We start from the raw sequence: 25036 nt of genomic DNA on the forward strand, positions 1-25036 counted from the left end.
TTTTCTTTAGAATTATTGAAGATGATTTAAAATATACACGATGAATAAACTGAAAAAAACCATAGTATTTATAGCGCTGCTTTTAACAATAAGTATAACATTGCCAACCGCTTTTGCACAAGGCCCTGGGTTTGATGAAGACGTTGAAGACGTTCCGGCACCTTTTGATGGCGGTGTAACCCTGGTAGCTGTGGCCGCCGCCGGTTATGGTATAAAGAAAATACGTGACAGCAGAAAAAAATAATGCTGTCCGACACGCGAAACAAAAAGCAGGAGTATTACTCCTGCTTTTTTAGTTATAACGATAATCTTTTAGAATAGTGTGTTAAATACAGGTACCTTGAAGCAGACAGTCCTTGTTTTGCCTAACTTTGTTATGACACTGCCACGCTCACTTTCTATTTGTTCAATTACAAAAACATAAACCTATGGCAGACAGAATAGACCAGGTGATAAAAAAGCTGGAACAGCTTGAAGACGAGATAATTGCACTCAGACGTACCCTGCATGGTACTATCGAAACGCAGACAGAAGCATTGAATGAACTGAAAGAAACAGTTAATAACAAGCTGAAAATAATGGAGAACGAAATGATAGGCACAATAAAGCGTGCAGGCTGATCAGCATACGTTTGTATAATGTTGTACTTACTCCAGCACACCTTCTTTCACCTCCCGCCACAAAGCGCGGTAGCAGGTATTGGCATAGCTGGATGGCGCAAAAATCTCTAATGGAGCCAATTCTGTACCCATTTTTTCTACTTTGCTCAGGTTAGGTATGTAATGTTCAAAGAAACGCTGGTCTTTATACAACTCGGACATAACATCTTTGTGCATATTCTTGCGCATATCTGCCATTGTAAAAAAGCAGGCTAGTTTTTCTATTCCTATATTACCCGCTTCCAGGTATTCTTTCACCATATTGTAGGTACGTACCGACAAGGTGGTCGGTATCACAGGCATGAATATCATATCCGAAACCTGGAAGATATTATCTACCAGTAATGAGAACGCCGGCGGACTGTCAATAAACACAAAATCATATTCCGATGATACCTGTTTCAATAAAGCCTTCAGTTGCTTTTTCGATTTTTTCAGGTCGTCCAGTACAATATCCAGTTTACGTGATGCTGTGTCTGCGGGAATAATATCCAGATTGTGATAGTCAGTAGACAAGATCGCGTCCTCGAGGTTAATATTGTGCTCAATGATCTTTTTGGCTACACCTTTTTGTTTAGGCTTCGATTTGTAGTAGAAACTGGCAGCGCCCTGCGGGTCCAGGTCCCAGATGAGGGTATTATAACCATCACGGGCAGCCATATAGGCAAAGTTCACACACGAGGATGTCTTTCCTACTCCACCCTTCAGGTTGTATAACGAGATAACAAACATACTGCAGGTTTTATTCGGCTGATCTCAGCCACGAACTATTAAAGCTAACATTTAAGCAGCAGTATTACAATCATTCTTTGTTAACTTTCCGTGGTTCAACGGCCGGTGATTCTCCTATATTGAACAGCCTGTAGGCAAGATTGATACCGGCATTGGCCGCAGCAGCTTCGTTGTTGTCATAACCGAAAGTACTTTCCGGTACTATATATTTGCCTTTGCTGTCCAGTACGTAATACTTCACCTGGCCCTTTTTACCATTGTTGGTAATCGTAACAAACGCACGCGGAGTTTCTTTTCCTGTCGTCCAGTTAATATTGCAGTCCCTCAGCCGCCTGATCACCGTGCCGTCATTACCATTCACATGCAATTCCATATTCATCTTCAGCCCTGTATAAGGTATCAGCTGCGGATATTCCGCATACATCTTCATCATCCATTTAGCGTATGCTGCATCATCATCCTGTTCTTCGGCACATTCTGCCTGTGCCTGGTATACCCTGGCAAGGAATAACTTTTCGTATTCCACATCTATATCAGGGTCACGTAGTATCTCGTCCAGCATGATGCGCGCCTCCTTATAATTGTCCAGTTTCATATTCAGCCGGGCAATGAAATATTTAAAGTATTTGCGGATGTACCGGCGCTCATCGGTCTGCACTTCATGCTCGAAACGGGTAATGAAATATCGCGTGCTGAAATCCCGTATCAGGTACCACACCTCATCCCAGCTGATAGTGCTCTCGGTAGAGAAGAGTTTATAAACTACCCTGTCCCGTTCGGGGTTTTGGGCAAACTGGTTGATGATCAGGAATTGCTGTGTGTATTTATCAGCTGTTGCTTTAGCTATCTTTGCCAATGCTTTGGGGTTATACCACCAGTTACTGTTCTCAAACTTGTTTTGTTCTATCTCTGCGTTAATGTTCAGTAGTTTGATCATCTGCGTACTGAAATCATAATGCTGCTGGCTGAGCGTAGTGCCTATATGCAGTTCCTTAAACTCCGCTGCCTTCTTGATATATCGTTCCGACTCTGATACTTTGCCATTGTAAAATTCTGCCCTGGCCAATGCGATATTATACCAGCCGAAACCCGGGGTGGAGCCGTTGGCCTTTATCATATCCTTCATCAGCTCTATACCTTTCTCCGGCTGTGCTTTGTATATATCCAGTGTTGTGGTATAATACGCCCACTCTTTCAGTCGTTTATCGCCTGCGTCTTGTTCTACTGCAGCATCATATTCCTTTTCTGCTTCCCTGAAATCACCACATATGGTCCGGAAAGTAGCATAGTTGTTATGCGGGAATATCGGGCTGTTCTTCATCAGGTTGTAATAGTAGGCAGCAGAATCTATCTTCAATGCATAGCTGTACAGTATAGATTTATAGTGATACACCGACATTCTTTCTCCCTGTTCATAACCCGGCCTGAATATCTCTGAGTTCAGCCTTTTGTTGATAGCTATCCGGCGCAACTGCGAATCAAGGTAGCGGTTGGCCAGTTGCTCGTTAGCATCTATAGAATTTTTCAGGAAAGGGTATTTTTCACTAGTGTAATAGCGGTAACGATGCACGTTCCACGCCAGGTGGTTGTACACATCCATATTAAAATAGTCTTTCTGGAAATTCCATTTCAGCACTCGGCGCAACAGTGCGTTCGTTTTCATCGGCTCTTCCATATTGTTGTAACACATCATAAGGAAGTAGGCGATGGTTGTGTACTCGTAATGATAAAAATATACCGGGTAATACTTGATGATGTCTGATGTGCGGGTGCGCAGCTCAGGCTTAAAGTCTCGCTCTATCAGGTCCAACGCACGCTCCAGCGGAACAGAGGCGTGTTTAAAGCCCAGGTAGTCGGCTGCATGATCATACTTATACACGCCCTCATACATCCAGCCTACATAGTAAGTACTGTCTATTCTTTTAAACTCTCGCGAGCGGGGCAAAGCATCTTCGCTGAACATACTCGTGCCCGTGCGTTTTGCGTTTATCTCGTAACGTTTGGCGGCATTAGGTCCACGTAGTTCTGGCTGTAACTGTGCGGCAACAGGCAATGCACCCGCCAGAAGCAGGCACAAACACGCTATATGTATCCATGTTTTTTTGTTGTTTAAAAAATCCATGTCACCGTTCTGCGTTGGTAGTTATCATCAGGCGTACAGCCTGAGTTTAGCCAGCCTTTCGGCCTCCTTGTGAATGATACTGTTCAGGGCTGAGAGCTTCCCGTCTTTGTTGCGGTACACCAGCCTGTGTTCCAGCACCTCGTAAGCAAGGTCTTTCACATCGTCTTCTATCACAAATGTTCTGCCACGCAGCAATGCATACGCGCGCAGGCATTTTAAAAAAGCGATACCGCTACGGGTAGAAGCCCCTAGGGTAATATCAGGATGTGCACGTGTGCCGCGCACTATATGGCTCACCGATTTTATGATCTCATCATGGATGAACACTTTTTCTACCTCCTGCTGTAGCTCCAGTATATCGTGCATGGTCAGCACACGCTCCAGCGACACCAGGTTACGGGCAATGTCTAAGTATTCTTTATAGATATTGATCTCGTTCTCCTCGTCAACATAGCCGAAATATATCTTCATAAAGAACCTGTCCAGCTGTGCTGCGGGTAGTGGATAGGTGCCTTCCATCTCAATCGGGTTTTGGGTGGCGATGGTGAAGAACATCTTTTCCAGCTTTACCGTCGAGTCTCCTGTAGTCACCTGATGCTCGGCCATAGCCTCCAGTAGCGCACTCTGCACTTTAGGTGATGCACGGTTGATCTCATCCGCCAGCAGTATATTACAGAAAATTGGTCCTTTCTTAAATACGAACTCCTTGCTGTTATCGTCAAAGATATAGGTACCTATCAGGTCCATTGGCAGCAGGTCTGGCGTAAACTGTATACGTTTGAACAGCACCTGGCCACTGTCGCCCTCGCCACTGATACACTGTGCCAGCGTGCGCGCCAGTACTGTTTTACCGGTACCTGGATTATCTTCCATCAATATATGGCCGCCCGCCAGGAGAGCGGTAACCACCAGCTCCACCTGGCGCCTTTTGCCCCTGATCACCCTTTCCACCTGGTTCACCAATCCCGTTATCTTCTCCGTAGGTGTAGTTACGGACACTTCCTCGATCTGTTCTATATTTTCTTCAATAGGTTCCATATCCATATATATACAAAACTACTTTCTACAAGTTTACTGATTTATAGGCTGGTATTGGGTAACGGGATTATAATTTTTTGTGAAAACAGGGTTTGTAGATGGTTCCTGTCAAAATTGCTGTTTATGTTACCAGCATAAGTAAACCCCAGAACAACGATACCAGCGAAGCCACAAATACGAAAACACCCGCCTGCTGGGCACGGGTGCTGTATTTGTAATAACGTGTCCCGTCACGGCCCGTTCTTTTGCTGAAGGCAAACCTGGCACCCCATATCGCTCCCACAATACCGGCACCAACGGCCCCGTATTTGCCGGTAAAAAACGGAATGACAAATACCACCAGTATATACCACGGACTTTGATCATCTGCCTGCGAGAGTGTGGTGTGTTCCTGTTCGAGTATCTCCTGACGGGTGATTTCCCACGCCGATGTGTCCAGGTTGCGGTGGCGCACCTCTTGTTCCGCCTGCTGCCAGAAACTTTGCTGGTAGTCCTCGCGGTTGATGTAAATATCCCGCAGCTCAGCATCTGTCTTGGTTCTTAATTGTTCCCGGAAATCAATATCCATCAATCAGGGTTGTGTACATAAATATACGTATTTCTATACCTGTCATAACCACCGGTCAATATCCTGAATTACGGAGGTTAATATTTTTGCTATTTACATCAATTTAACGTATATTTGAATATTATCGATTACGATAAATACATGGAGTTCTTTGAAATTATGTACAGCCCACTGTTGCAGTTATACATGTAATATTATTTACTGCTACAAGGCTCGTATTTAGGCAGATCGTTACAGAATAATGTAAATCAATCGTTTATACCGAATGAGTGTTGATGAAAAACAACAAGATCACTTAACATTACTTAACAAAATGCAACAAAACAGCATTTCTTAATGTATAATGATTGGGTATGTAGCAAAGCTCAGCAGAAAAATAATCCGCTACTACTTCTTACCGTATTTGGATAGCACTTCTTTAAAGGCAAGGGTAAACACACCTGCTACTATGATGAGTTCAACAGCATAACAGCCCATCACCATAGCCGAACCCGGCTCGCTGGCCCCTGAAAGCACTTCTACCACGCTGATGATAAGCCCGGCCATGGCAATTGCTTTCACCATGCGCAGTATCCATACCGTGGTAGTATGTTCCGGCTCCTGCCCTTTAGCGGGTGCTTCGCGATATTTTATCAGGTAGTATTTTTGTATAGACAGTGCGGCGTAAATGATGATCCCTATCAGCGGGAACAACCACAGGGCAGATTTGTTATTGTAGCTGTCCAGTCCGCCTGCGTCTTTCTGGCTCAGTATCAGCACTTTTTCGGGTACTATCATGTATACTATGGGCGTTATCACCAACAGTACGGCTAACAATACCAACGATAAACGTTCAAAAAGCTGTTCGTTCTTCTTCAGGCCGGATATATATGCAAACATGTGCTACTTACTTTCCAATCTTACAATAGGCACTATCATTTCTTCAAGCGATATGCCACCATGCTGGAAAGTGTTCTTATAATAATTCACGTAATGGTTGTAGTTATTCGGATAACATAAGAACACGTCTCCTTTGGCAAAGATAAACGTTGAACTGATATTTGGCTTAGGTAATCCTGCCTCTGTCGGGTCGCGGAAGGCCAGCACATCCTTCGCCTCGTATTGCAGGTTGCGGCCATGTTTGTAGCGCAGGTTGGTGGTAGTATGCCTGTCTCCTATGCACTTGCTCGGGGTTTTCACCTTCATCGTACCGTGGTCGGTAGTAATGATAAGTTGTACGCCTTTATCTGCCACCTTTTTCAGGGCGCGGTACAGGGGCGAGTGTTCAAACCAGCTCACCGTCAGCGAACGGTAAGATGTTTCGTCGCCTGCCAGCTCTTTCAGCACTTCCATTTCTGTGCGTGCGTGGCTCAGCATATCTACAAAGTTATACACCACTACGGTCAGGTCATTATTCAGGTAGTTGTGCACGTCGTCCTCAAAATGCTTACCATTCTCGTTGTTGGTTATTTTCAGATACTGCGTTTTCAGGTCGCCCAGCCCCAGTTGTTTCATCTGGTGCATCAGGAATACCTCTTCGTACAGGTTCTTGCCACCTTCATCGTCGTCATTCTTCCACTCGTTGGGAAATTTCTTTTCGATATCAGCGGGCAACATACCTGCAAAGAGTGCGTTGCGAGCGTATTGTGTAGCCGTAGGTAGTATACTGTAAAAACTGTCTTCCTCCACAACGCGGAACGTATTGCTGATAATAGGCTCCAGCACCTTCCACTGGTCAAAACGCAGGTTGTCTATCACCACCAGGAATGTAGGTTTGTCCTTACTTAGATAGGGCTTCACCTTCTCTTTAAATACCTGGTGAGACATCAGTGGACCGTCACCATTCTTTATCCATTTAGCATAGTTCTTATGTACAAATTTGAAGAACTCTGTATTGGCTTCCGTCTTCTGGCTGGTGAGTACCTCCATCATTTCAGAGCTGTCGCTGCGGCTCATTTCCAGCTCCCAATATATCAGCTTCTTGTATAACTCTCTCCATTCGTTGTGGTCGGGGTCTGAGCTCAGCGCCATGAATAGGTTGCGGAAATCCTGCTGGTATGCGGTGGTCGTCCTTTCAGAGACCAATCGTTTCCCATCCATGATCTTTTTCAGCGACAACAGCACCTGGTTGGGGTTCACCGGCTTTATCAGGTAGTCACTTATTTGCGAACCTATCGCCTCTTCCATGATGTACTCTGCCTCATTCTTGGTCACCATAACCACGGGCAGCGATGGACGTATCTCTTTGATCTTGGCCAGAGTTTCCAGCCCGGTCATGCCTGGCATACTCTCGTCCAGCAGTACTACGTCTACAGCTTTTTCTTTCAGCAGCTCAAGGGCGTCATAGCCATTGGTTACGGAGTTCACCTCGTACCCTTTGTTCTTTAAAAACAGTATCTGGGATTTTAAAGATTCTATCTCATCGTCCACCCATAATATATCTCCTTGAATAGTGCTCATGTGCTCGTTTTTCTGAATGATGTGTGTGTTTCAGTTTTGTAACGGTTAAAAGTACGTTTCTAATATGTAGCAAAAAGGCTTTTAACGCAAGTTTTGCAAGTATTATTACTTTAGCGTACCGCCTGCAAAGGTATTAATGATAAAGCTATAATATAAATGAGTACGATAAACATACGCTCCGCAGTAGTCGAGGATTGCCCTCGACTGATGGAACTCGTACAGGAACTGGCCACCTACGAGCGCGAGCCGGATGCCGTAACCGTAAGTTTAGAACACTTTGAAGAAAGTGGCTTTGGCGCCACCCCCGTATGGTGGGCGATAGTTGCGGAATTGGACGGTATCATTGTTGGTTTCGCATTGTACTACATACGTTATTCTACCTGGAAAGGGCAGCGTATGTACCTGGAAGATCTGATAGTAACGGAAGAACATCGTGGTAAAGGTATTGGTAAACTGTTGCTGGACGAGCTTATCATCATAGCCCGCAATAAAGGTTTCAGCGGTATGATGTGGCAGGTGCTGGACTGGAATGAGCCGGTAATAAAATTCTATGAAAAGTACAACGCCTCTTTCGATGCAGGATGGTTGAATGTGAATGTCAGTTTTTAGTACATATAACCCTGCTTCAGGTAGCTGGGACAACGATAGGTCCTTAGCTGGAAAGACAGTTTGAAGGTAAACATCAGGTATTTGTCAGTAGATGCACTGTTACCTCTTTGTTTACCTGCTCTTCCCAGGGCCACATCTCCTACTTCTGTCGACCTGTCCTGCAAGCGGTAAGCGGCATTCTCCAGCCCGGGAGTGTTTTTGAAGCTGGAAGCACCTGCGTATGTTTTGCTCACATCGTCCAGGTAATCGGTCAGTGTCAGCCTGTCTGCTATCTCAAAACCGAAATTCACGCCGGGGCGTATCCAGTATTTAAATCCTGCTCCCACAGGAAACATAAAGCTGGTATTGCTGTAAGAGCGGTCTACATACCCGGAATACTGCCCTTCTGTACCCAGGTCACGCAGATTGTATCTTTTGCCATTCAGGTGCGTGTAGGGGTTGTAGTAAAAAATACCTGCGCCTCCTACCAGGTAGGGTGTCCAGCGGCTTTTTTCTTCACCCGTCATAAAACGGAAGAAGTTGAACTCGGTAAAGATGGCTGCCTCAAGTATGTCACTGGTAAAATTCAGGTTGCGGGCTTTGTTAAATGCAAATTTTGAGAACTGGTCGTTGTAACTTAACCGTGTATAATTCGCCCCGATGCGTACCGAGATATATGGGTTCATATGTATACGCGTAAAAGCTCCGATAGCCGGCGAAATTGTCTGGAAACCATAATTATCGTTCAGATCGCCGAAATATTGCGAACCACCCAGGGTTAAGCCATATTCTGTACTGGTATAGAACATCTGGGCGCGGATACCGGTAAACGGTAATAATGCAATCCCGAAAATGAATAATAGTTTACGCATAATACTACCCTGAATAACTACAAATGTAAGGTTTTATTGCAGGAAGCAAAACAGTCTAATTCCTGCTGTCAATACCCCAGTAAAGCTTCTCCCTGATCGTCTTCAGGAAATTATGCTCGTCCGGCCTTACCAGCGAAATGGTAAAATTCTCCTTTTTCACTGCCAACTGCACCTGGTTGCTAATGATCTGTGTGCGGGAATCGAGAGTACACAAAAACTGGTCAGCACGGCCCTCTACCTCGAAAGATATTACCGTATCGTCCGGCACCACAATGGACCGTGTATTTAGGTTGTGCGATGCAACCGGTGTTATCACAAAGCTGGAGGTTTGCGGAAATACCACAGGTCCGCCGCAGCTCAGCGAATAACCAGTGGACCCCGTAGGTGTAGCCACTATCAGGCCATCAGCCCAATAGGTATTCAGGAATTCACCGTTCAGGTAGGTATGTATCTTGATCATGGACGAGGAGTCTTTCCTGTTGATGGTAAATTCATTCAATGCATATGGCGTACCGTCAAACAAAGGCACGCTGGAATCAAGGTGTATCAGGGTGCGTTGTTCAACTGTATAAGAACCTCTTACAAGCGAGGATATAGCAGCTTCTATCTCTTCTTCAGAAATAGCTGCCAGGAAACCCAATCTGCCCAGGTTGATGCCTATAAGCGGAATATTGGAAGCTCCTACAAATGCCACTGTATCCAGCAGCGTACCATCACCCCCCAGGCTAAAGAGCATATCCGTATTCCTCGGCAGGTCTGTTGCACTGGTAAATAATCCCGGCGTTTCTTTCAGTTTCAGGTGTGGTTCAATACGTTCATAGAATTCCTTATGAAATACCATTTTCAGGTTATGACGCTCCAGTAGTTCTATCACATGCAGTATCCTGGGTATGTTCTCTTCTTCGAAAGTACGGTTGTATAAAGCTACCAGCATAAAAGAATGTATGTAAAATATGGCATTACAACTGTAAGTGCCGGTTATTCGCTGTTGTTGATGTGCAAAAATAGCCCTTTTTCACCCAAATGGTTCCATGCATATTCTATCCTGAACTTAAAATCATAGATAGAAACAATATCAATACCTGCACCCCAAGAGTACAAAGGCCGGTTGTTCAGGTAGCTGTTGCCACCAAACTTATTGCGTACATAACCCACATCGGTAAATATTTTCGGGTATACCCTTACCGGTATGGTGGCAATATACCTGATGGGTATTTTGCGTATCACATGATTAATGAGCTCGTATTTCAGGTTGGTACGCAACAAGCCGTAGTGCGAGCCGTCTATCACATAATATTCATACCCTCTCAGGTATTCACTGCCAACTCCCATGGCATATACATAGGTGTAAGGCTGCTTTTCGGGGAATGATAACCTGCCCCGGAAAATGTGCGAAGTGTACAGTTTATTATGCCATTTCCTGAAATAGGCGATCTCTGCCATATACTGGTTCTGAAAATCAAAACCTACCCAGCCCACACGCGCAATGGAATGCACTACCGCCTTAAGTCCTTTAGTTGGATAATTCCAGTTATCCACCATATTCAGATCATAACGGTAAAGAAACTCTATGAGTTGCTGGTGGGTACTCCCATTCAGAAAATAACCTGCATTTTCCGTTAACACTGTATCCTTTATGGCCTGGCTGCGGAAACGCAATTCTAACAAATGCCTGCTGGCATATGCAGGCCTGTAGGTATAATTGGCCGACGCTTCGAAAGCATTAGTAATATAAGAGCCCGGTGTTTTTACAAACACCCATTTATTGCTGTCTGTCTTAAAATACCACTCTTCGTTCCTGCTGGTGAACAGTTTTACACCAAAACCATGTTGCTGCGACTTATCTACGTATGGCCTGGAGTATTCTAGTCCGAATTTTTGGGTGTAACCCACCTGGGCAATGATACCGGCATTCTCCAGGTTGCCCCTGAAATTCCTGTTCTTGAGTGACAGGCCAATGTTCGCCCGGCGAATATCCTTATTATGCTCTACCCACCAAACATTAAAATTACGGTCGGCCAGTTTGAAGGTTACTTCCGGCATGGTATACCATTGTTCCTTCACAGCGATCCTGAGATCAATAATACCTGGAGATATGCTATCGGCATGTACCTGCACCTCTATAAATATCGACAAGTTGAAAATGCGTTTCCTGTTCAGTTCCAGAATCGAGGGCAGTTCATCTTTTATCACCGAATCTCCTTCCGAAACATTCATCTCGCGCAAGATGATACTGCGCCGGGTCTTCTTATTGCCCGTTATATGTATCGACCGCAGCAATACACGCTCCGCCTTTACGCTATTCAACTCTGCTGAAAGTTGCGCAAAATCAGCACTATCCTTACCCGTCACCTGCGCCCGGGCGGGTAATACGGTTACAAACAGGATGATATATAGCAACAGATGCTTTGGCATATTAAAGCATGCAAGATAATGAGCTAGCGCCACTACACAGAAAAAAATGAATTCTTTCCAACTTTATGCCATCTTTAAGTGTCTATTAAAGGTAACTTTCCTCACTAAACCGTACATTTTAAACATATGAATCTTAAAACAGCTTATCATATCTGCATGGCAGCTGGGCTCTTTACGTTGCTGTCCGTCACTTCATGTAAACACGACCCGCCACCTGCGGTCACAAAACCGGGCATTGACCCTGCCTCTACCCAATATCCAATAGAGGTGGCCAAAATAATGATCAATAAATGCGCTACAGCAGGCTGCCACAACGAAGCCAGTTACAAAGCGGCCGGCTCTTTAAGACTTGATGACTGGAAATACTTGTTTGAAGGTAGTTCAAATGGAGCCGTAGCTATTCCATACAGCCCCGAGAATAGTTCATTACTGTATTTTCTCAACCCGGCAGCTAATAAATATGATTTTATCAGTGTGGCTCCTACTATGCCTTATAATGAGGATCCGCTGAGCAAAGAGGAGTATGACATCATAAAAAACTGGATCATAAACGGCGCGCCTGACAAGAATGGCAGTATTCCTTTCGGTTCTAACCCCAACACAAGGCAGAAAGCGTATATGACGCAGCAAGGTTGCGATCTGCTGGGGGTCGTTGATGCTGAAAAGAAGGTCATCATGCGATACATAAAAGTTGGGGCAAATCCGAATAATATTGAGTCACCCCACTTTGTGATGGTTGATAATGCGGGTGCGTATGCATATATATGTGTGGTAAACGGCAGCGTAATACAGAAAATAGATACTAAAACCGACCAGGTGGTCGGCACCTGCGATTTGAGCAAAGCCTATAATGAAGGTAAAGGTATCAATGTGATACATGTATCTGATGACGGCACCCAACTGATAGCTTCACAACTAATTGGCGACGGCAGGATCATGCTCATAAATACTTCAACCATGACACTGGCAGCCACAATTGCCAGTGTAGATAATCCACATGGTATTGCTTCAAATCCTACATTTGACACATTTTATATTACCGGTCAATATGGCAATACTGTATATAAGGTAGTACAGAATGCAGGCGTTCAGAAAATATCCATGGATGGCAAACCGGCCGTCACTTTATCATCTGATGGTACGCCAGACCCGCATGAGATCATGATGACGCCTGATTACTCCAAATATTTCCTTACCTGCGAAAAGACCAATGAGGTGCGCGTGATGGACAGGCTGGGTGATAGCCTCCTTAAAGTAATACCTGTAGGCAAGAAACCACAGGAAATGGCCCTCTGTAAGTCAAGGTCTTACCTGTTTGTCTCTTGCATGGAAGATGTATCACAGGTGTCTTCCCTGTTCAAAGGCTCCGTATATGTTATTGACTACAACACGCTCAATATAGTTAAACGTATAGATGGCGAGTTCTACCAACCACATGGTATGGCAGTAGACGAGCAAAATGGCATACTTTATATAGCCAGTCGCAACTCTAACGCAAATGGCCCGGCACCTCACCATACTTCCGACTGTGGTGGTCGCAATGGCTACTACCAGGTGTATGACATCAATACACTTGCCCCTGCCAACGGAAGGCGTTATGAAGTGACTCCGGACCCTTATTCCATCAGTATGCGATTCAAGTAATTCAGATACTTATTATCAGTATTACACGAAGTGCCGCTATTAATGCGGCACTTCGTATTTTTGGCCTATGCTTACAGTTTCATTACACGGCATTAAGATATATGCCAAACGCGGTATGTATGCCCAAGAACAGAAAATAGAGAACCGATTTGAAATAGACGTTGATATTATGGTACCTGCGATTGATACCAATGAGATACCGTTTGTTGATTATAGCATCATACGCAAAGTAGTGGCCGAAATGTTTGAAAAGCCATATGATATCATTGAGCATTACATCCGTGATATTCATGCAGGATTGAAACAACAATTTCCCGGATCAGAAAAAATAAAAATTGGTATCAGGAAAATGAATCCGCCAATGCCCGGACAGGTAGGATACGCACAAATTGTGTTCGAAGGTTGATATCCTTAACTTTATCACTGCATTGAAGAAACTCGCCTACATATTTCCGTTTGTCATTGCATTGGCCATCACCGGCTGTAAGCATGAAGCCGCGGTAAGCCCGTCTGATACTGTGGTTGATAATTTCCCCGATGGCATAAAAGAAATAATGCTGGATAAATGCGCTACAGCAGGTTGCCATAATGCCGGCAGCTACAAAGGTGCCGGAGGATTGTTGCTGGATAGCTGGGATCATCTGTTTATGGGTGGCAGCAACGGTGCAGTAGCAGTGGCCTTCAATGCAGAGAACAGTTCAATGCTGTATTTCGTAAATACCTATGAAGAACTGGGCAATACTGCACTCCCTACTATGCCGTATAACAACACTCCTCTCAGCAGGGACGAATATATTTTACTGCGTGACTGGATAAACAACGGGGCACCTTCAAAGAATGACAGTATACCTTTTTCAGACCATCCCGATACAAAGCAAAAAATATATATGGTGCAGCAGGGCTGTGACCTGGTAGGCGTAATAGATGCTGAAGAACAGGTGGTGACACGTTATATACAAGTAGGTAAAACGTATGGGAAAGAGCAACCCAACAATATAGTTGTTGCTCCTGATGGCAGATATGCCTATGTGTCATTCTGGAATGCCAACCTGATTCAAAAAATAGATACCCGGATAGATAGTGTTGTCGCTGAGATACAAACGCCTAAGGGTTTTCAGAAAGCCATAGCCCTAAACGCAGATGGCACAAAGCTGATAGCCTGCAACTGGTATACACAGGATGTATTGCTGATAGATGCTGTAAACATGCAGTTGATACAAAACTTCGGGAAGGATATGCAGTTCATTGCCGGTTTCGAGCAAACTCTTGCCGGCGATGGTTTTTATGCCACTTCACAATTCGGTAATACTATCTACAGGATAAGCAACAGCGGAACATATTCGACTATCAGTATAAACGGGAATGCTCCTGTGCAAGCAACGGCTCCCGGCACGCCCGACCCTTATAGTATCGGCCTGTCGCCTAACAGGGACAAATATTTCATCACCTGTACCAATACACATGAGGTTCGTGTGATGAACGCTAATTCGGAACAAATAGTAAGCACGATACCCGTTGGTGAGAATCCACAGAATATCAGCTTTTCGGCTACAACTCCGTATATGTTTGTTACTTGTATGAATGATACCATCAGTAAGCTGGAGGTGGGCAGCGTATATGTTATTGACTACACAACCAATCAGGTAGTAAAAAAGATAACCGGAAAATTCTTTCAGCCCTACGGAATTGTAGTAGATGACAGAAAAGGTTTGTTATATGTATTCAGCCGCAACGAAGACAAGAACGGACCACCTCCACACCATAGCTCTCCCTACGACGGACGCAATGGTTTTTACCAGGTATATGACATCCATACTTTTGAGCCTTATACCAATAAGCGATTTGAAGTAACAGTTGACCCATACGGTGCCGCGGCACGGTTTAAATAGATTTTTATGGCTAAGCTTACACAAGAAGACCTGCTGAACATATTTGATGAACTGAAAAAGATCATCAGTCCATACCGGAAAGGTAATATGCACCCACGTATTGATATACAAGGAAAGTACGACCTGTGGGCAGAAAAAGAAGTGGAAGTAGAAGGCAGGAAAATGGATGCTGTCTATTTCTGCGGGCTTATTATACAGAGCAGCTATGTAGGTTTCTACTTTATGCCTGTATATGCACGGCCTGAAATGAAAGCCGAACTGGCACCCGAACTGGTAAAGTGCCTGAAGGGGAAATCATGCTTTCATATGAAAACTGCTGATAAAGAGATGATGAAACACGTAAAGGATGCCATGAAAAAAGGTTATGATATGTACAAGAAAATGGGCTGGTATTAACAGCAGGTTTCGTACGTATAAATAAATACAGCGTATTTTTACACTATGGCAACAAAGCTCTCGGTCAACATCAATAAGATAGCAACATTACGCAACAGTAGGGGTGGCAATACCCCAGATGTATTACAGGCCGCTATTGACTGCCAGTTATTTGGCGCCGATGGCATAACCGTGCACCCGCGTCCTGACGAACGCCATATACGCTACAACGACGTGAGGCAGATCATGCCGATCATCACTACCGAGTTCAATATAGAGGGCAACCCCAAAGAAGATATGTTTGTGCAACTTGTGCTGGAAACAAAACCACACCAGGTAACACTGGTGCCTGATGCCGCCGGGCAACTAACCTCAGATCACGGCTGGAACACTATAACTGAAGCTAAATACCTGTGCGACATTATTGATGTATTCAAAAAAGCCGGCATTCGTGTTTCAATTTTTGTAGACCCTATAGAAAATATGATAGCTGCTGCTGCCGACACCGGCACCGACCGTATAGAGCTCTATACCGAAGCTTATGCTGCAAATTTTCATAGGAATAAAGAACAGGCAATTGCTGATTATGTAAAAGCAGCAGTTGTAGCTAACGAAAAGAACCTGGGCATCAATGCAGGCCATGATCTGGACAGGAAAAATCTTGGCTATTTCGCAGCATCCATTCCTAACCTTCTCGAAGTATCTATTGGCCATGCACTAATAGCAGATGCTTTATATTATGGCCTTGAAAATACCATACAGCTTTACAAGCGCTGCCTCTAACTTCTGTTAACAAGGAAATAACATCTGGTTAACAAAAAATGTACATCTTCAGGATGTTATAAATACTTGATTTAGTTCATTTTATAGTTTAACTAATATTTTTCTGTGAATAAGTGGAAATATAATTATTCACATTCGCTTTTTAATTACTCACACTAAATCAACATTTTATAACTTTATTAACAGTTTGAGGAAGAAGTAACCGTACCCGCTATACACCTGACACATATAGAGAAGTTTAACGTACCTGATTTATGACCAAAGGATTATATGCATTAGCAATACTATGCACTATTGTTGCTATGCCATTTATTACTAGCGCGCAGGCACCGGCAGCCAATTTTTCAGCCAACAACACATCCGGTTGCTCGCCGGTAGTGGTTCAATTTACCGACCTGAGCACGAACACTCCTACCAGCTGGTATTGGGACCTGGGCAATGGAGGTACATCTACAATCCAGAACCCGGCAGCTTCTTATATTACACCCGGCACTTACAGGGTGATCCTTACGGCTACCAACAGTAGCGGAAGCAGCAGCGATACAGATTATATTACGGTGTATACCTCACCAACAGTTGCTTTTAGTGCCGACACAACTACAACCTGCGGAACAAAAACAGTAACCTTTACTAACTCAACTATTCCCGGTGCAGGTGGTGCCGTCTCTTACTTGTGGGATTTTGGTGATGGTGACTCTTCAACTGTGGCTAGTCCAACGCACACCTACTCCTACTCTGGTAACTTTACGGTATCACTGGTGGTGGTGAACAGCAGTGGCTGTACAAACAGTCTCACAAAGAACTCATATATAAATATCCTGTCCAAACCTGCAACAGCATTCAGTGCAAATAATACTTCAAGTTGTAACGCTCCGTTCCCAGTGACATTTACCAACACCACTACAAACGGAAGCACCTACGAGTGGGATTTCGGAGACGGTAATACATCTACATCATCAAATCCAAGTCATACCTATACCAGTTCAGGCACCTATAGTGTACGCTTGATATCAACCGGCCCTAACGGGTGTAAGGATACGCTTACGAGGAGCTCATATATTGTTATCGGCCAGGTTTCAGCGAACTTTACAATAGGCACACCCAACTGTATAGGAAGACCCATATCCTTTACCAACACTACAACACCGGGACTTGGCACCAGCAGGCAGTGGGCCTTTGGTAATGGTGCAACCAGTACATCAGCCAATCCTACATATACTTATAATACAGCAGGCACATATACCGTAACGCTGATAGAGATGTATGCCAATAGTTGTAATGATACCATTTCTAAAACAGTTACCGTATCCTCCAAGCCAACGGCTGCTTTTGTTACACCGGATACCGTAGGCTGTTCTGTACCTTTCATTGCGCACTTTACAAATAATTCTAGCGGAGCCACAAGTTATACATGGCAATTTGGTGCAGGTACCTCCGGCGCTACCAATCCTAATTTCCAGTATAATGCATTAGGTATCTACACGGTCACACTAATAACCGGTAACACTGCGGGCTGCGGTGACACATTGACAAAGACCAACTATATAAAACTACAGGCTCCTGTAGGCTCATTAACGGTATCAGACACAGGCGCATGCGCCAACCAACCCATACAGTTTACGGGATCTGTTGCTTCTCCTCTCTACGCTTCAAACTATCGTTGGGATTTTGGAGATGGTAGTGGTATTGTCAGCTGCTCATCATGTAATATACAATCGCACTCATATACCGGAACAGGTACTTATAATGTGCAGTTGGTTGTATCAACTGCCTCTGGTTGTAATGATACATTAACGCGCACTATTAATATCCGTACAAAACCAACTGCCAACTTCACAGGTACTCCCCTTGTAATTTGTCCTGATGCTACAGTAAGTTTCACCAACAGCTCCTCCGGAGCTACGTCATATAATTGGAACTACGGAGACGGATTTACGGATACTACAACAAGCCCAGGCCATACGTTCAACTCACATGGCATATATAATATTCGCCTCATAGCCAATAACAGCGGATGCAAAGACACCCTGTTAAGAAGTAATTATGTAACCGTTAATTTACCGCTTGCCAATTTCTCTGCCAGCAATACTTGTAATGCCCGACTTACCTATAACTTTTATGATAGTTCAATTGGGGCAAATTCGTATGTCTGGGAATTTGGAGACGGCAACACCTCTACAACGTCAGGCAACGTATCGCATACATACGCTACACCCGGTACGTACAATGCTGTATTAAGAGTAACCAATACATCCAGCGGATGTGTCGACACGATGGCTCTGATTATAGTTGCTGATACATTGACACTACCTACATTCGTTGTTTCCGACAGTATTCTGTGCCGTTATGAAGTATTTAGGATCACTCGCACCGCAACTACAGGACTGACTTATGACTGGTATTTCGGCACACAACATAAACACGCGCAGAACCTTCAGCCACAATTCGAGGGCAGTACTCCCGGCGTGTTCGATGTAAAGATGGTAGTTACCGATAGCCTGGGGTGCGTAGATAGCCTGGTTAAGTCAAATCTCATTAAGGTAGGGGGAGCAAGTGTCAATTTCACTGCAAGTACGCTAAACCCGTGTAAAGAAACACCCCTGACATTTAATGACCTGAGTATTACCGGGGCATTCCCTATTACCAACAGGCACTGGGACTTTGATGATGGGTTAGACCTTGATACTACAGCTACCACTATTACACATAGCTTCAATAATACAGGGCCATATGATATTAAACTCGTGATAACCGATTCGTTGGGCTGTAAAGATTCCCTGACCAAAACCAGCTACGTATACGTAAACAAGCCTATTGCGCAGTTCTACAGTGCCGATACAAATATCTGTGCCGGTGACACCGTACAGTTTCAGAATAATTCAGGTGGTAATAGCTTTACCTCTTTCTGGAAATTTGGCGATGGTGGTACGAGTACTAATATTACACCTGCTCACGTATACTCTGCTTTAGGCAATTATACCGTCCAGTTGATACTCACCGATACTTTCGGGTGTAAAGACTCTGCAACAAAAGTTGCATATATCAAGGTGCAGAAGCCTACAGCAGCCTTTACAATGAGTGATAGTATAAGTGCGTGTCCTCCCCTTACCGTTTATCTGACCAATACTACCTCCGGAGGTTCTACCTATCAATGGACATTTGGTAACAATAATCAATCTACCAATACCAATGCATCAACAACATATACCTACCCGGGTGTATACCCTATTAAACTCATTGCAACAAACAGTGCGGGGTGTAAAGACTCTACCAGTAAGTCAGTAACGGTGAATGGCCCGACCGGTTCATATAACTACACGCCGACAACTGGCTGTAATCCACTCCAGGTTACGTTTACTGCTACGTCCAGCAACACCACCTCATATATATGGGATATGAACAATGGCTTTACCCAAACCACAGGTACAGGTAATTTTTCATACACATTTACGCAGCGAGGTAAATATGTGCCGAAGCTTATATTAAGTGATGGTGCATCCTGCCAGGTACCTTTGCAAAATACCGATACCATAAGGGTAGATGAAATGGAAGCCGACTTCAGTTTCACTTCTGCGGGAACCTTATGTAATGCCGACACCGTGTTCTTTGACGACACAGTCAGCTACACTCTATCGGCCATTTCATCGCGGTCATGGAATTTCGGTGATGGAGGTACCAGTACGGCCGAAGATCCAAGTCACTATTACAGCACTCCGGGCACCTACCAGGTGAGACTGATCATATCTAATAGCAACGGGTGTTCTGACACCGTGACAAAAACAGTAACCGTACATGGCCTGCCGGCAGTAGCTATTGTATCATCGGGCGACTCTATTTGTCCCGGACAACCAACAGGCTCTCAACTTACAGCATCAGGTGCATCTACTTACTTATGGACACCTGCTACCGGATTATCCTGTACTACCTGTCCTAACCCGATGGCCAATCCTCAGGCAACAACCCAATATATAGTAACAGGTACAGACACTAACGGGTGTATGAACAATGACACCCTTACCATAGTTGTGAATCCTAAACCTGTGATCAGTATCAGCAACGACACTACCATATGTGAAGGTGCTTATGCCCCGCTTTCAGTAAGTGGTGCTGATAATTATTCCTGGTCACCCGGCACCGGTTTGTCATGTACCATTTGTGCGACGCCGGCTGCATCGCCGACTGTTACTACCGGATATACTGTCATCGGCACAAACACATATGGCTGCGCCGATACGGCAGGTGTCACAGTTACCATCATTCCTAAACCTACCGTTGATGCAGGCTCTGATAAGACTGTATGTATGGGCGATACTGCTTTGCTGGTAGCTACAGGTGCTGTTTCATATACCTGGACACCCACTACTGCACTGTCCTGTGCGTCATGTGATACAACTAGAGCGGCACCGGCTGTAACTACTGTTTACGCTGCAATAGGTACTGCGGCAAATGGTTGTAAAGATACTGCTACAGTTACCGTCAATGTAAACCCGCTGCCGAATGTGAGTGCAGGGGCTGATACTGCAATATGTATTGGCGCGAGTGCCATACTACATGCTACCGGCGCTACCTCATACACGTGGACTCCATCAACAGGATTATCTTGCACAGGCTGTGCGAGCCCTACAGCTACGCCAACCGCTACAACAACTTACATTGTTACAGGTACAGACGGAAACAGCTGCGAAGCATCAGATACCGTAGTTGTTACAGTTAACCCCTTGCCGAATGTCAACGCAGGCAATGATGACACCATTTGTATCGGATTTGGTGTGACACTTACCGCTACGGGTGCCACAACATATACATGGTCGCCTACCACTGGATTGAGTTGTTCTGTTTGTGCTGCACCAACAGCCAGCCCTGCTACCACAACTTCTTATGTTGTGACAGGTACGGATGCAAATACCTGTGTGAACACAGATACCGTTGTAGTGAATGTAAATCCGCAACCGGCTGTTAATGGCGGTAGTAATGGTAACATATGTCCTGCTGACTCTGCCCAGCTACAAGCATCCGGTGCTACTACTTACGCATGGTCACCGGCAACAGGTCTGTCATGCACTATATGCAGCAATCCCAAGGCATCGCCTGTAAGTACCACAACATATACCGTAATAGGGACAGATGCTAACGGATGTAAAGACACCGCTACCGTAGATGTGATCGTAAATGCACCACCGGTTGTCACTGTCAGCACCGATACTGCTATATGTATCGGCGACAGTGCAAGCCTGCAGGCTGGTGGAGCAGCAGTATACACATGGTCGCCAAATACCGGTTTGTCATGTACAGGTTGTGCTACTCCTAAGGCTTCTCCAGCTACTACAACTACTTACACCGCAATAGGTGCCAACGGAAATAGTTGCAAAGACACTGCAACAGTTACGGTAACGGTAAACCCGTTACCCAATGTAAGTGCCGGAAATGACCAGACCATTTGCATAGGTTTTGGAGCTACGCTTCAGGCAACCGGAGCTGTTTCCTATACTTGGACACCAACCGGCGGGTTGTCTTGTATCAATTGCCCCGGCCCGATAGCAACACCAACCGTTACAACAACTTATATCGTTACGGGTACCGATGCCAATACCTGTAAGAATAAGGACACGGTCGTAGTGAATGTCAACCCGCAACCAACTGTGAGTGCCGGCAGTAATACTAACATTTGCCCGGCAGATTCTACACAATTGCAGGCGACAGGTGCTGTAACATACTTGTGGTCGCCGGCAACAGGGTTGTCTTGTACAAGTTGTGCCAACCCCAAAGCGTCACCTAACAGTACTACAACATATACTGTAATTGGCACAGACACTAATGGCTGCAAGGATACCGCAACGGTTACCATAACAGTTAATACACCACCTACGGTAAGTGCAGGCAACAATGTATCAATTTGTATCGGCAACAGTACAACACTGCAGGCAACAGGCGCTACCTCGTATGTATGGTCTCCGGCTACAGGGCTGTCATGTACTAACTGTGCTAATCCTAGCGCCAACCCCACCACAACTACGACTTATACTGTCATAGGCACAGATGCCAATGGCTGTAAAGACACTGCAACAGTTACGGTAACGGTCAACCCGCTGCCGAATGTAAGTGCAGGTAACGATCAGACAATTTGTGTTGGATTTGGTGTTACACTCACAGCAACCGGCGCAACCTCCTACACATGGACACCTACCACAGGGTTAAGTTGCGTGAATTGTGCCGGTCCGACAGCTTCGCCTACAGTAACTACTACTTACATTGTTACCGGAACAGATGGTAACGGATGTGTTAATAAGGATACTGTAATTGTGAACGTTAACCCGCAACCAACTGTTAGCGGCGGTGGAAATAAAACCATTTGTTTTGCTGACTCAGTACAATTGCAGGGTAGCGGTGCTACGTCTTACCTGTGGTCTCCGGTTACGGGCCTGTCGTGCACAAGCTGTGCCAATCCAAAGGCATCACCAGCAACTACTACTACTTACACGGTTGTGGGTACTGACGCCAACGGTTGTAAAGACACTGCAACAGCTACTGTGAACGTAAACGCGTTACCCAACATTGACGCTGGAAGCAATCAGGTAATATGCTTCGGCAGCAATGTTCAGTTAACGGCTACCGGCGGTGTGTCATATGTATGGACACCATCTACAGGCTTGTCATGTACCAATTGTGCGGCACCCTTCGCCAGTCCAACTGCAACTACTTTGTATAAAGTAACAGGAACAGATGCCAATGGTTGTAAAAACACAGACTCGGTTACTGTAACGGTTAACCCACTGCCTAATGTGAGTGCAGGAAGTAACCAGAGCATATGTCTGAAAGACTCTGCACAACTGGCAGCTACAGGCGCTGTTTCATATACATGGTCGCCAACAACGGGGTTGAGTTGTACTAATTGTGCCAACCCTAAAGCGAGTCCGCCATCAACAACGGTATATACGGTCACCGGTACCGATGCAAACGGTTGTATCAATATGTCAACGATCACAGTAACTATACTGCCATTGCCACCTGTAAATGCAGGCTCAGATAAAACAATATGTATTGGCGACTCTGTACAACTACAGGTTACAGGTGCTGTTTCATATACGTGGACACCACTGGCCGGACTGTCGTGTACCAACTGTGCCAACCCTAAAGCTTCCCCGGCCATTACTACAAGATACGTGGTAACGGGTACCGGGGCTAACTCCTGCGTAGCCAACGATACTGTTTTTGTAAATGTAAATACGTTACCTGTTGTATCTACGGGCAATGACACCGCTATCTGTCGTGGCGACACTTTAAGAATAGTGGCAACAGGTGCAGCTACATACGTGTGGACACCTGTAAAATGGCTGTCGTGCAGCACTTGTGCCAATCCGCTGGCTATGCCTGACAGTACAGTTACTTACCTGGTAACGGGTACAGACGTGAATGGCTGTATCGACACTGCCGATATAAATATTACCGTTAAACCGGTACCGGTCATAAAAGTCACCTCGGCCAGGAGCTTTGTCTGCGATGGAGATACTACACAACTACAGGCTACAGGTGGTAACACATATGCCTGGGTAGCTACAAATGCTTTGTCTTGCAACAACTGCCCGAATCCTGTTGCCAGTCCTAAGATCAACACTACTTTTGTGGTCAGAGGTTTTGTAAATGGTTGCAGCGACACAGCTTCCGTATTCATCAATGTACGCCCAAGGCCATATGTAAAAGCAGGGCCGGATATCGCTTTCTGTCAGGGGAGATCGGATACGCTGAAGGTTAATGGCACACTTACCTATGTATGGTCACCGTCCGCGGGATTAAGCTGTACCAACTGCCAATACCCGTTGGCAAGTCCGCAGGTTACAACAAGCTATGTTGTAACAGGTACTGACACCAATGGATGTTCTAATACAGATACAACGCTTGTAACTGTATATTCACTGCCACCTGTAAATGCAGGCCCTGATGTAACTATATGCGCAGGTGCTTCAACAAAACTATTGGCAAAAGGTGCTACATCATATACCTGGTCACCTGCCCAGGGTCTTAGCTGTACTAATTGTCCTGATCCTCTCGCAACGGTTGACAATACAACCACTTACACCGTTTCAGGTAAAGATGGTAACGGGTGTAGCAACACCGATGATGTAATTGTTTCAGCCATACTCAGGCAGGACGTTACATACGGAGATAATGATTCCATCTGTATCGGGCAGCAGGTTGAACTTACAGCTTCCGGTGGTACTGATTATACATGGGCACCGGCAGATGATTTAAGTAATTCTAAAGGTGCGAGCGTTACAGCTTCTCCTTCTGCCAGTACTGTATACCGCGTTATTATCAAACAAGGCGATTGCTTTACAGATACGGGGTTCATCACTATCGGTGTATTCAATCCTCCTACCGTCAATGCCGGACCGGATCAGACCGTTTCCGGCGGAACGGAAGTGCATGTATCTGCACTGGGCAAAGGCATTGCCGCGTACGAATGGTCACCGGCAGATGATATTGACTGTTATACTTGTGCCAATGCTATCATCAGGCCGAAACGTACTACTACCTACACAGTAAAAGCGATATCAGAATATGGCTGTGAAGCAACGGATGACATCACGATACATGTCACATGCGGTGGAGAACAGATATTCGTTGCCAATACCTTCACGCCGAATAACGACGGGGTAAATGACATGTTCTTCCCACAAGGCAGGGGACTGGCACAGGTAGAGCGTTTCAGCATTTACAGCCGTTGGGGTGAGTTGATATTTGACAGGAAGAATATGCCGGTGAATGACCCGGCAGCTGGATGGAATGGCACCTTCAAAAGCGAACCTCTGAAACCGGATGTATTTGTCTATATCATCCGTGCTATATGTGAGAACGGTGAGCCGATTGAAATAAAAGGAGATATTTCATTGGTACGTTAATAACAACATTTAAAA

The 25036-nt window shown here is 45.1% G+C and carries 18 protein-coding genes; 9 read left to right on the top strand and 9 right to left on the bottom strand.

What is annotated here, in order from left to right:
* Window positions 1-40: 40 nt before the first annotated feature.
* On the top strand, window positions 41-244 hold the full coding sequence (locus H6550_00655; protein ID MCB9044623.1) for a hypothetical protein: 204 nt from the start codon (window positions 41-43) through the stop codon (window positions 242-244).
* Window positions 245-428: 184 nt separating this feature from the next.
* Complete coding sequence (locus H6550_00660) at window positions 429-620, top strand: hypothetical protein (GenBank protein MCB9044624.1); 192 nt, start codon at window positions 429-431, stop codon at window positions 618-620.
* 27 nt (window positions 621-647) lie between these two features.
* On the opposite strand, the gene H6550_00665 is transcribed toward H6550_00660, so the two are convergent.
* The 6 genes from H6550_00665 to H6550_00690 form a co-directional block, all read right to left on the bottom strand.
* Window positions 648-1391, bottom strand: a complete 744-nt coding sequence (locus H6550_00665) for a ParA family protein (GenBank protein MCB9044625.1) — start codon at window positions 1389-1391, stop codon at window positions 648-650.
* Between the two features lie 70 nt (window positions 1392-1461).
* Window positions 1462-3513, bottom strand: a complete 2052-nt coding sequence (locus tag H6550_00670; protein ID MCB9044626.1) for a hypothetical protein — start codon at window positions 3511-3513, stop codon at window positions 1462-1464.
* 27 nt (window positions 3514-3540) lie between these two features.
* Window positions 3541-4551, bottom strand: coding sequence for a MoxR family ATPase (locus H6550_00675; protein MCB9044627.1), 1011 nt, complete (start codon window positions 4549-4551; stop codon window positions 3541-3543).
* Window positions 4552-4672: 121 nt separating this feature from the next.
* Window positions 4673-5119, bottom strand: a complete 447-nt coding sequence (locus tag H6550_00680) for a hypothetical protein (GenBank protein ID MCB9044628.1) — start codon at window positions 5117-5119, stop codon at window positions 4673-4675.
* A 387-nt stretch (window positions 5120-5506) separates the two neighbouring features.
* The gene (locus H6550_00685) at window positions 5507-5998 is read right to left on the bottom strand and encodes a hypothetical protein (protein MCB9044629.1); all 492 of its coding nucleotides are present in this window, start codon (window positions 5996-5998) and stop codon (window positions 5507-5509) included.
* A gap of 3 nt (window positions 5999-6001) precedes the next feature.
* Window positions 6002-7558 carry a PglZ domain-containing protein gene (locus tag H6550_00690; GenBank protein ID MCB9044630.1) on the bottom strand — a complete coding sequence of 519 codons (1557 nt, stop codon included), beginning with the start codon at window positions 7556-7558 and terminating at the stop codon, window positions 6002-6004.
* Between the two features lie 156 nt (window positions 7559-7714).
* On the opposite strand from H6550_00690, the gene H6550_00695 reads away from it, so the two are divergent.
* A complete protein-coding gene (locus H6550_00695) occupies window positions 7715-8167 on the top strand; it encodes a GNAT family N-acetyltransferase (GenBank protein MCB9044631.1) in 453 nt (150 codons plus the stop codon).
* On the opposite strand, the gene H6550_00700 is transcribed toward H6550_00695, so the two are convergent.
* From H6550_00700 to H6550_00710, 3 genes are read right to left on the bottom strand one after another with little or no spacing between them, the layout of a single operon-like run.
* Window positions 8164-9018 (bottom strand): hypothetical protein, encoded by an 855-nt coding sequence (locus H6550_00700; protein ID MCB9044632.1) that lies wholly within the window; start codon window positions 9016-9018, stop codon window positions 8164-8166. The genes H6550_00695 and H6550_00700 overlap by 4 nt on opposite strands.
* 55 nt (window positions 9019-9073) lie before the next feature.
* Window positions 9074-9952 carry an NAD kinase gene (locus H6550_00705; protein MCB9044633.1) on the bottom strand — a complete coding sequence of 293 codons (879 nt, stop codon included), beginning with the start codon at window positions 9950-9952 and terminating at the stop codon, window positions 9074-9076.
* A gap of 44 nt (window positions 9953-9996) precedes the next feature.
* Window positions 9997-11433: a hypothetical protein gene (locus H6550_00710; protein MCB9044634.1), complete on the bottom strand. Its 1437-nt coding sequence runs from the start codon at window positions 11431-11433 to the stop codon at window positions 9997-9999.
* Between the two features lie 156 nt (window positions 11434-11589).
* On the opposite strand from H6550_00710, the gene H6550_00715 reads away from it, so the two are divergent.
* The 6 genes from H6550_00715 to H6550_00740 all read left to right on the top strand — a co-directional run bounded on the left by H6550_00715 (window position 11590) and on the right by H6550_00740 (window position 25021).
* On the top strand, window positions 11590-13077 hold the full coding sequence (locus tag H6550_00715; protein ID MCB9044635.1) for a hypothetical protein: 1488 nt from the start codon (window positions 11590-11592) through the stop codon (window positions 13075-13077).
* A 67-nt stretch (window positions 13078-13144) separates the two neighbouring features.
* Complete coding sequence (locus H6550_00720) at window positions 13145-13483, top strand: dihydroneopterin aldolase (GenBank protein ID MCB9044636.1); 339 nt, start codon at window positions 13145-13147, stop codon at window positions 13481-13483.
* Between the two features lie 22 nt (window positions 13484-13505).
* A complete protein-coding gene (locus H6550_00725; protein ID MCB9044637.1) occupies window positions 13506-14966 on the top strand; it encodes a hypothetical protein in 1461 nt (486 codons plus the stop codon).
* 6 nt (window positions 14967-14972) lie between these two features.
* Window positions 14973-15362, top strand: a complete 390-nt coding sequence (locus H6550_00730) for a DUF1801 domain-containing protein (GenBank protein ID MCB9044638.1) — start codon at window positions 14973-14975, stop codon at window positions 15360-15362.
* Between the two features lie 45 nt (window positions 15363-15407).
* A complete protein-coding gene (locus H6550_00735; protein ID MCB9044639.1) occupies window positions 15408-16124 on the top strand; it encodes a pyridoxine 5'-phosphate synthase in 717 nt (238 codons plus the stop codon).
* A gap of 254 nt (window positions 16125-16378) precedes the next feature.
* Entirely contained in the window at window positions 16379-25021 is an 8643-nt protein-coding gene (locus H6550_00740; protein ID MCB9044640.1) for a PKD domain-containing protein, read from the top strand.
* The last annotated feature ends 15 nt before the right edge of the window (window positions 25022-25036 follow it).

This window comes from Chitinophagales bacterium, assembly GCA_020636495.1.
Lineage (GTDB): Bacteria > Bacteroidota > Bacteroidia > Chitinophagales > Chitinophagaceae > UBA5543.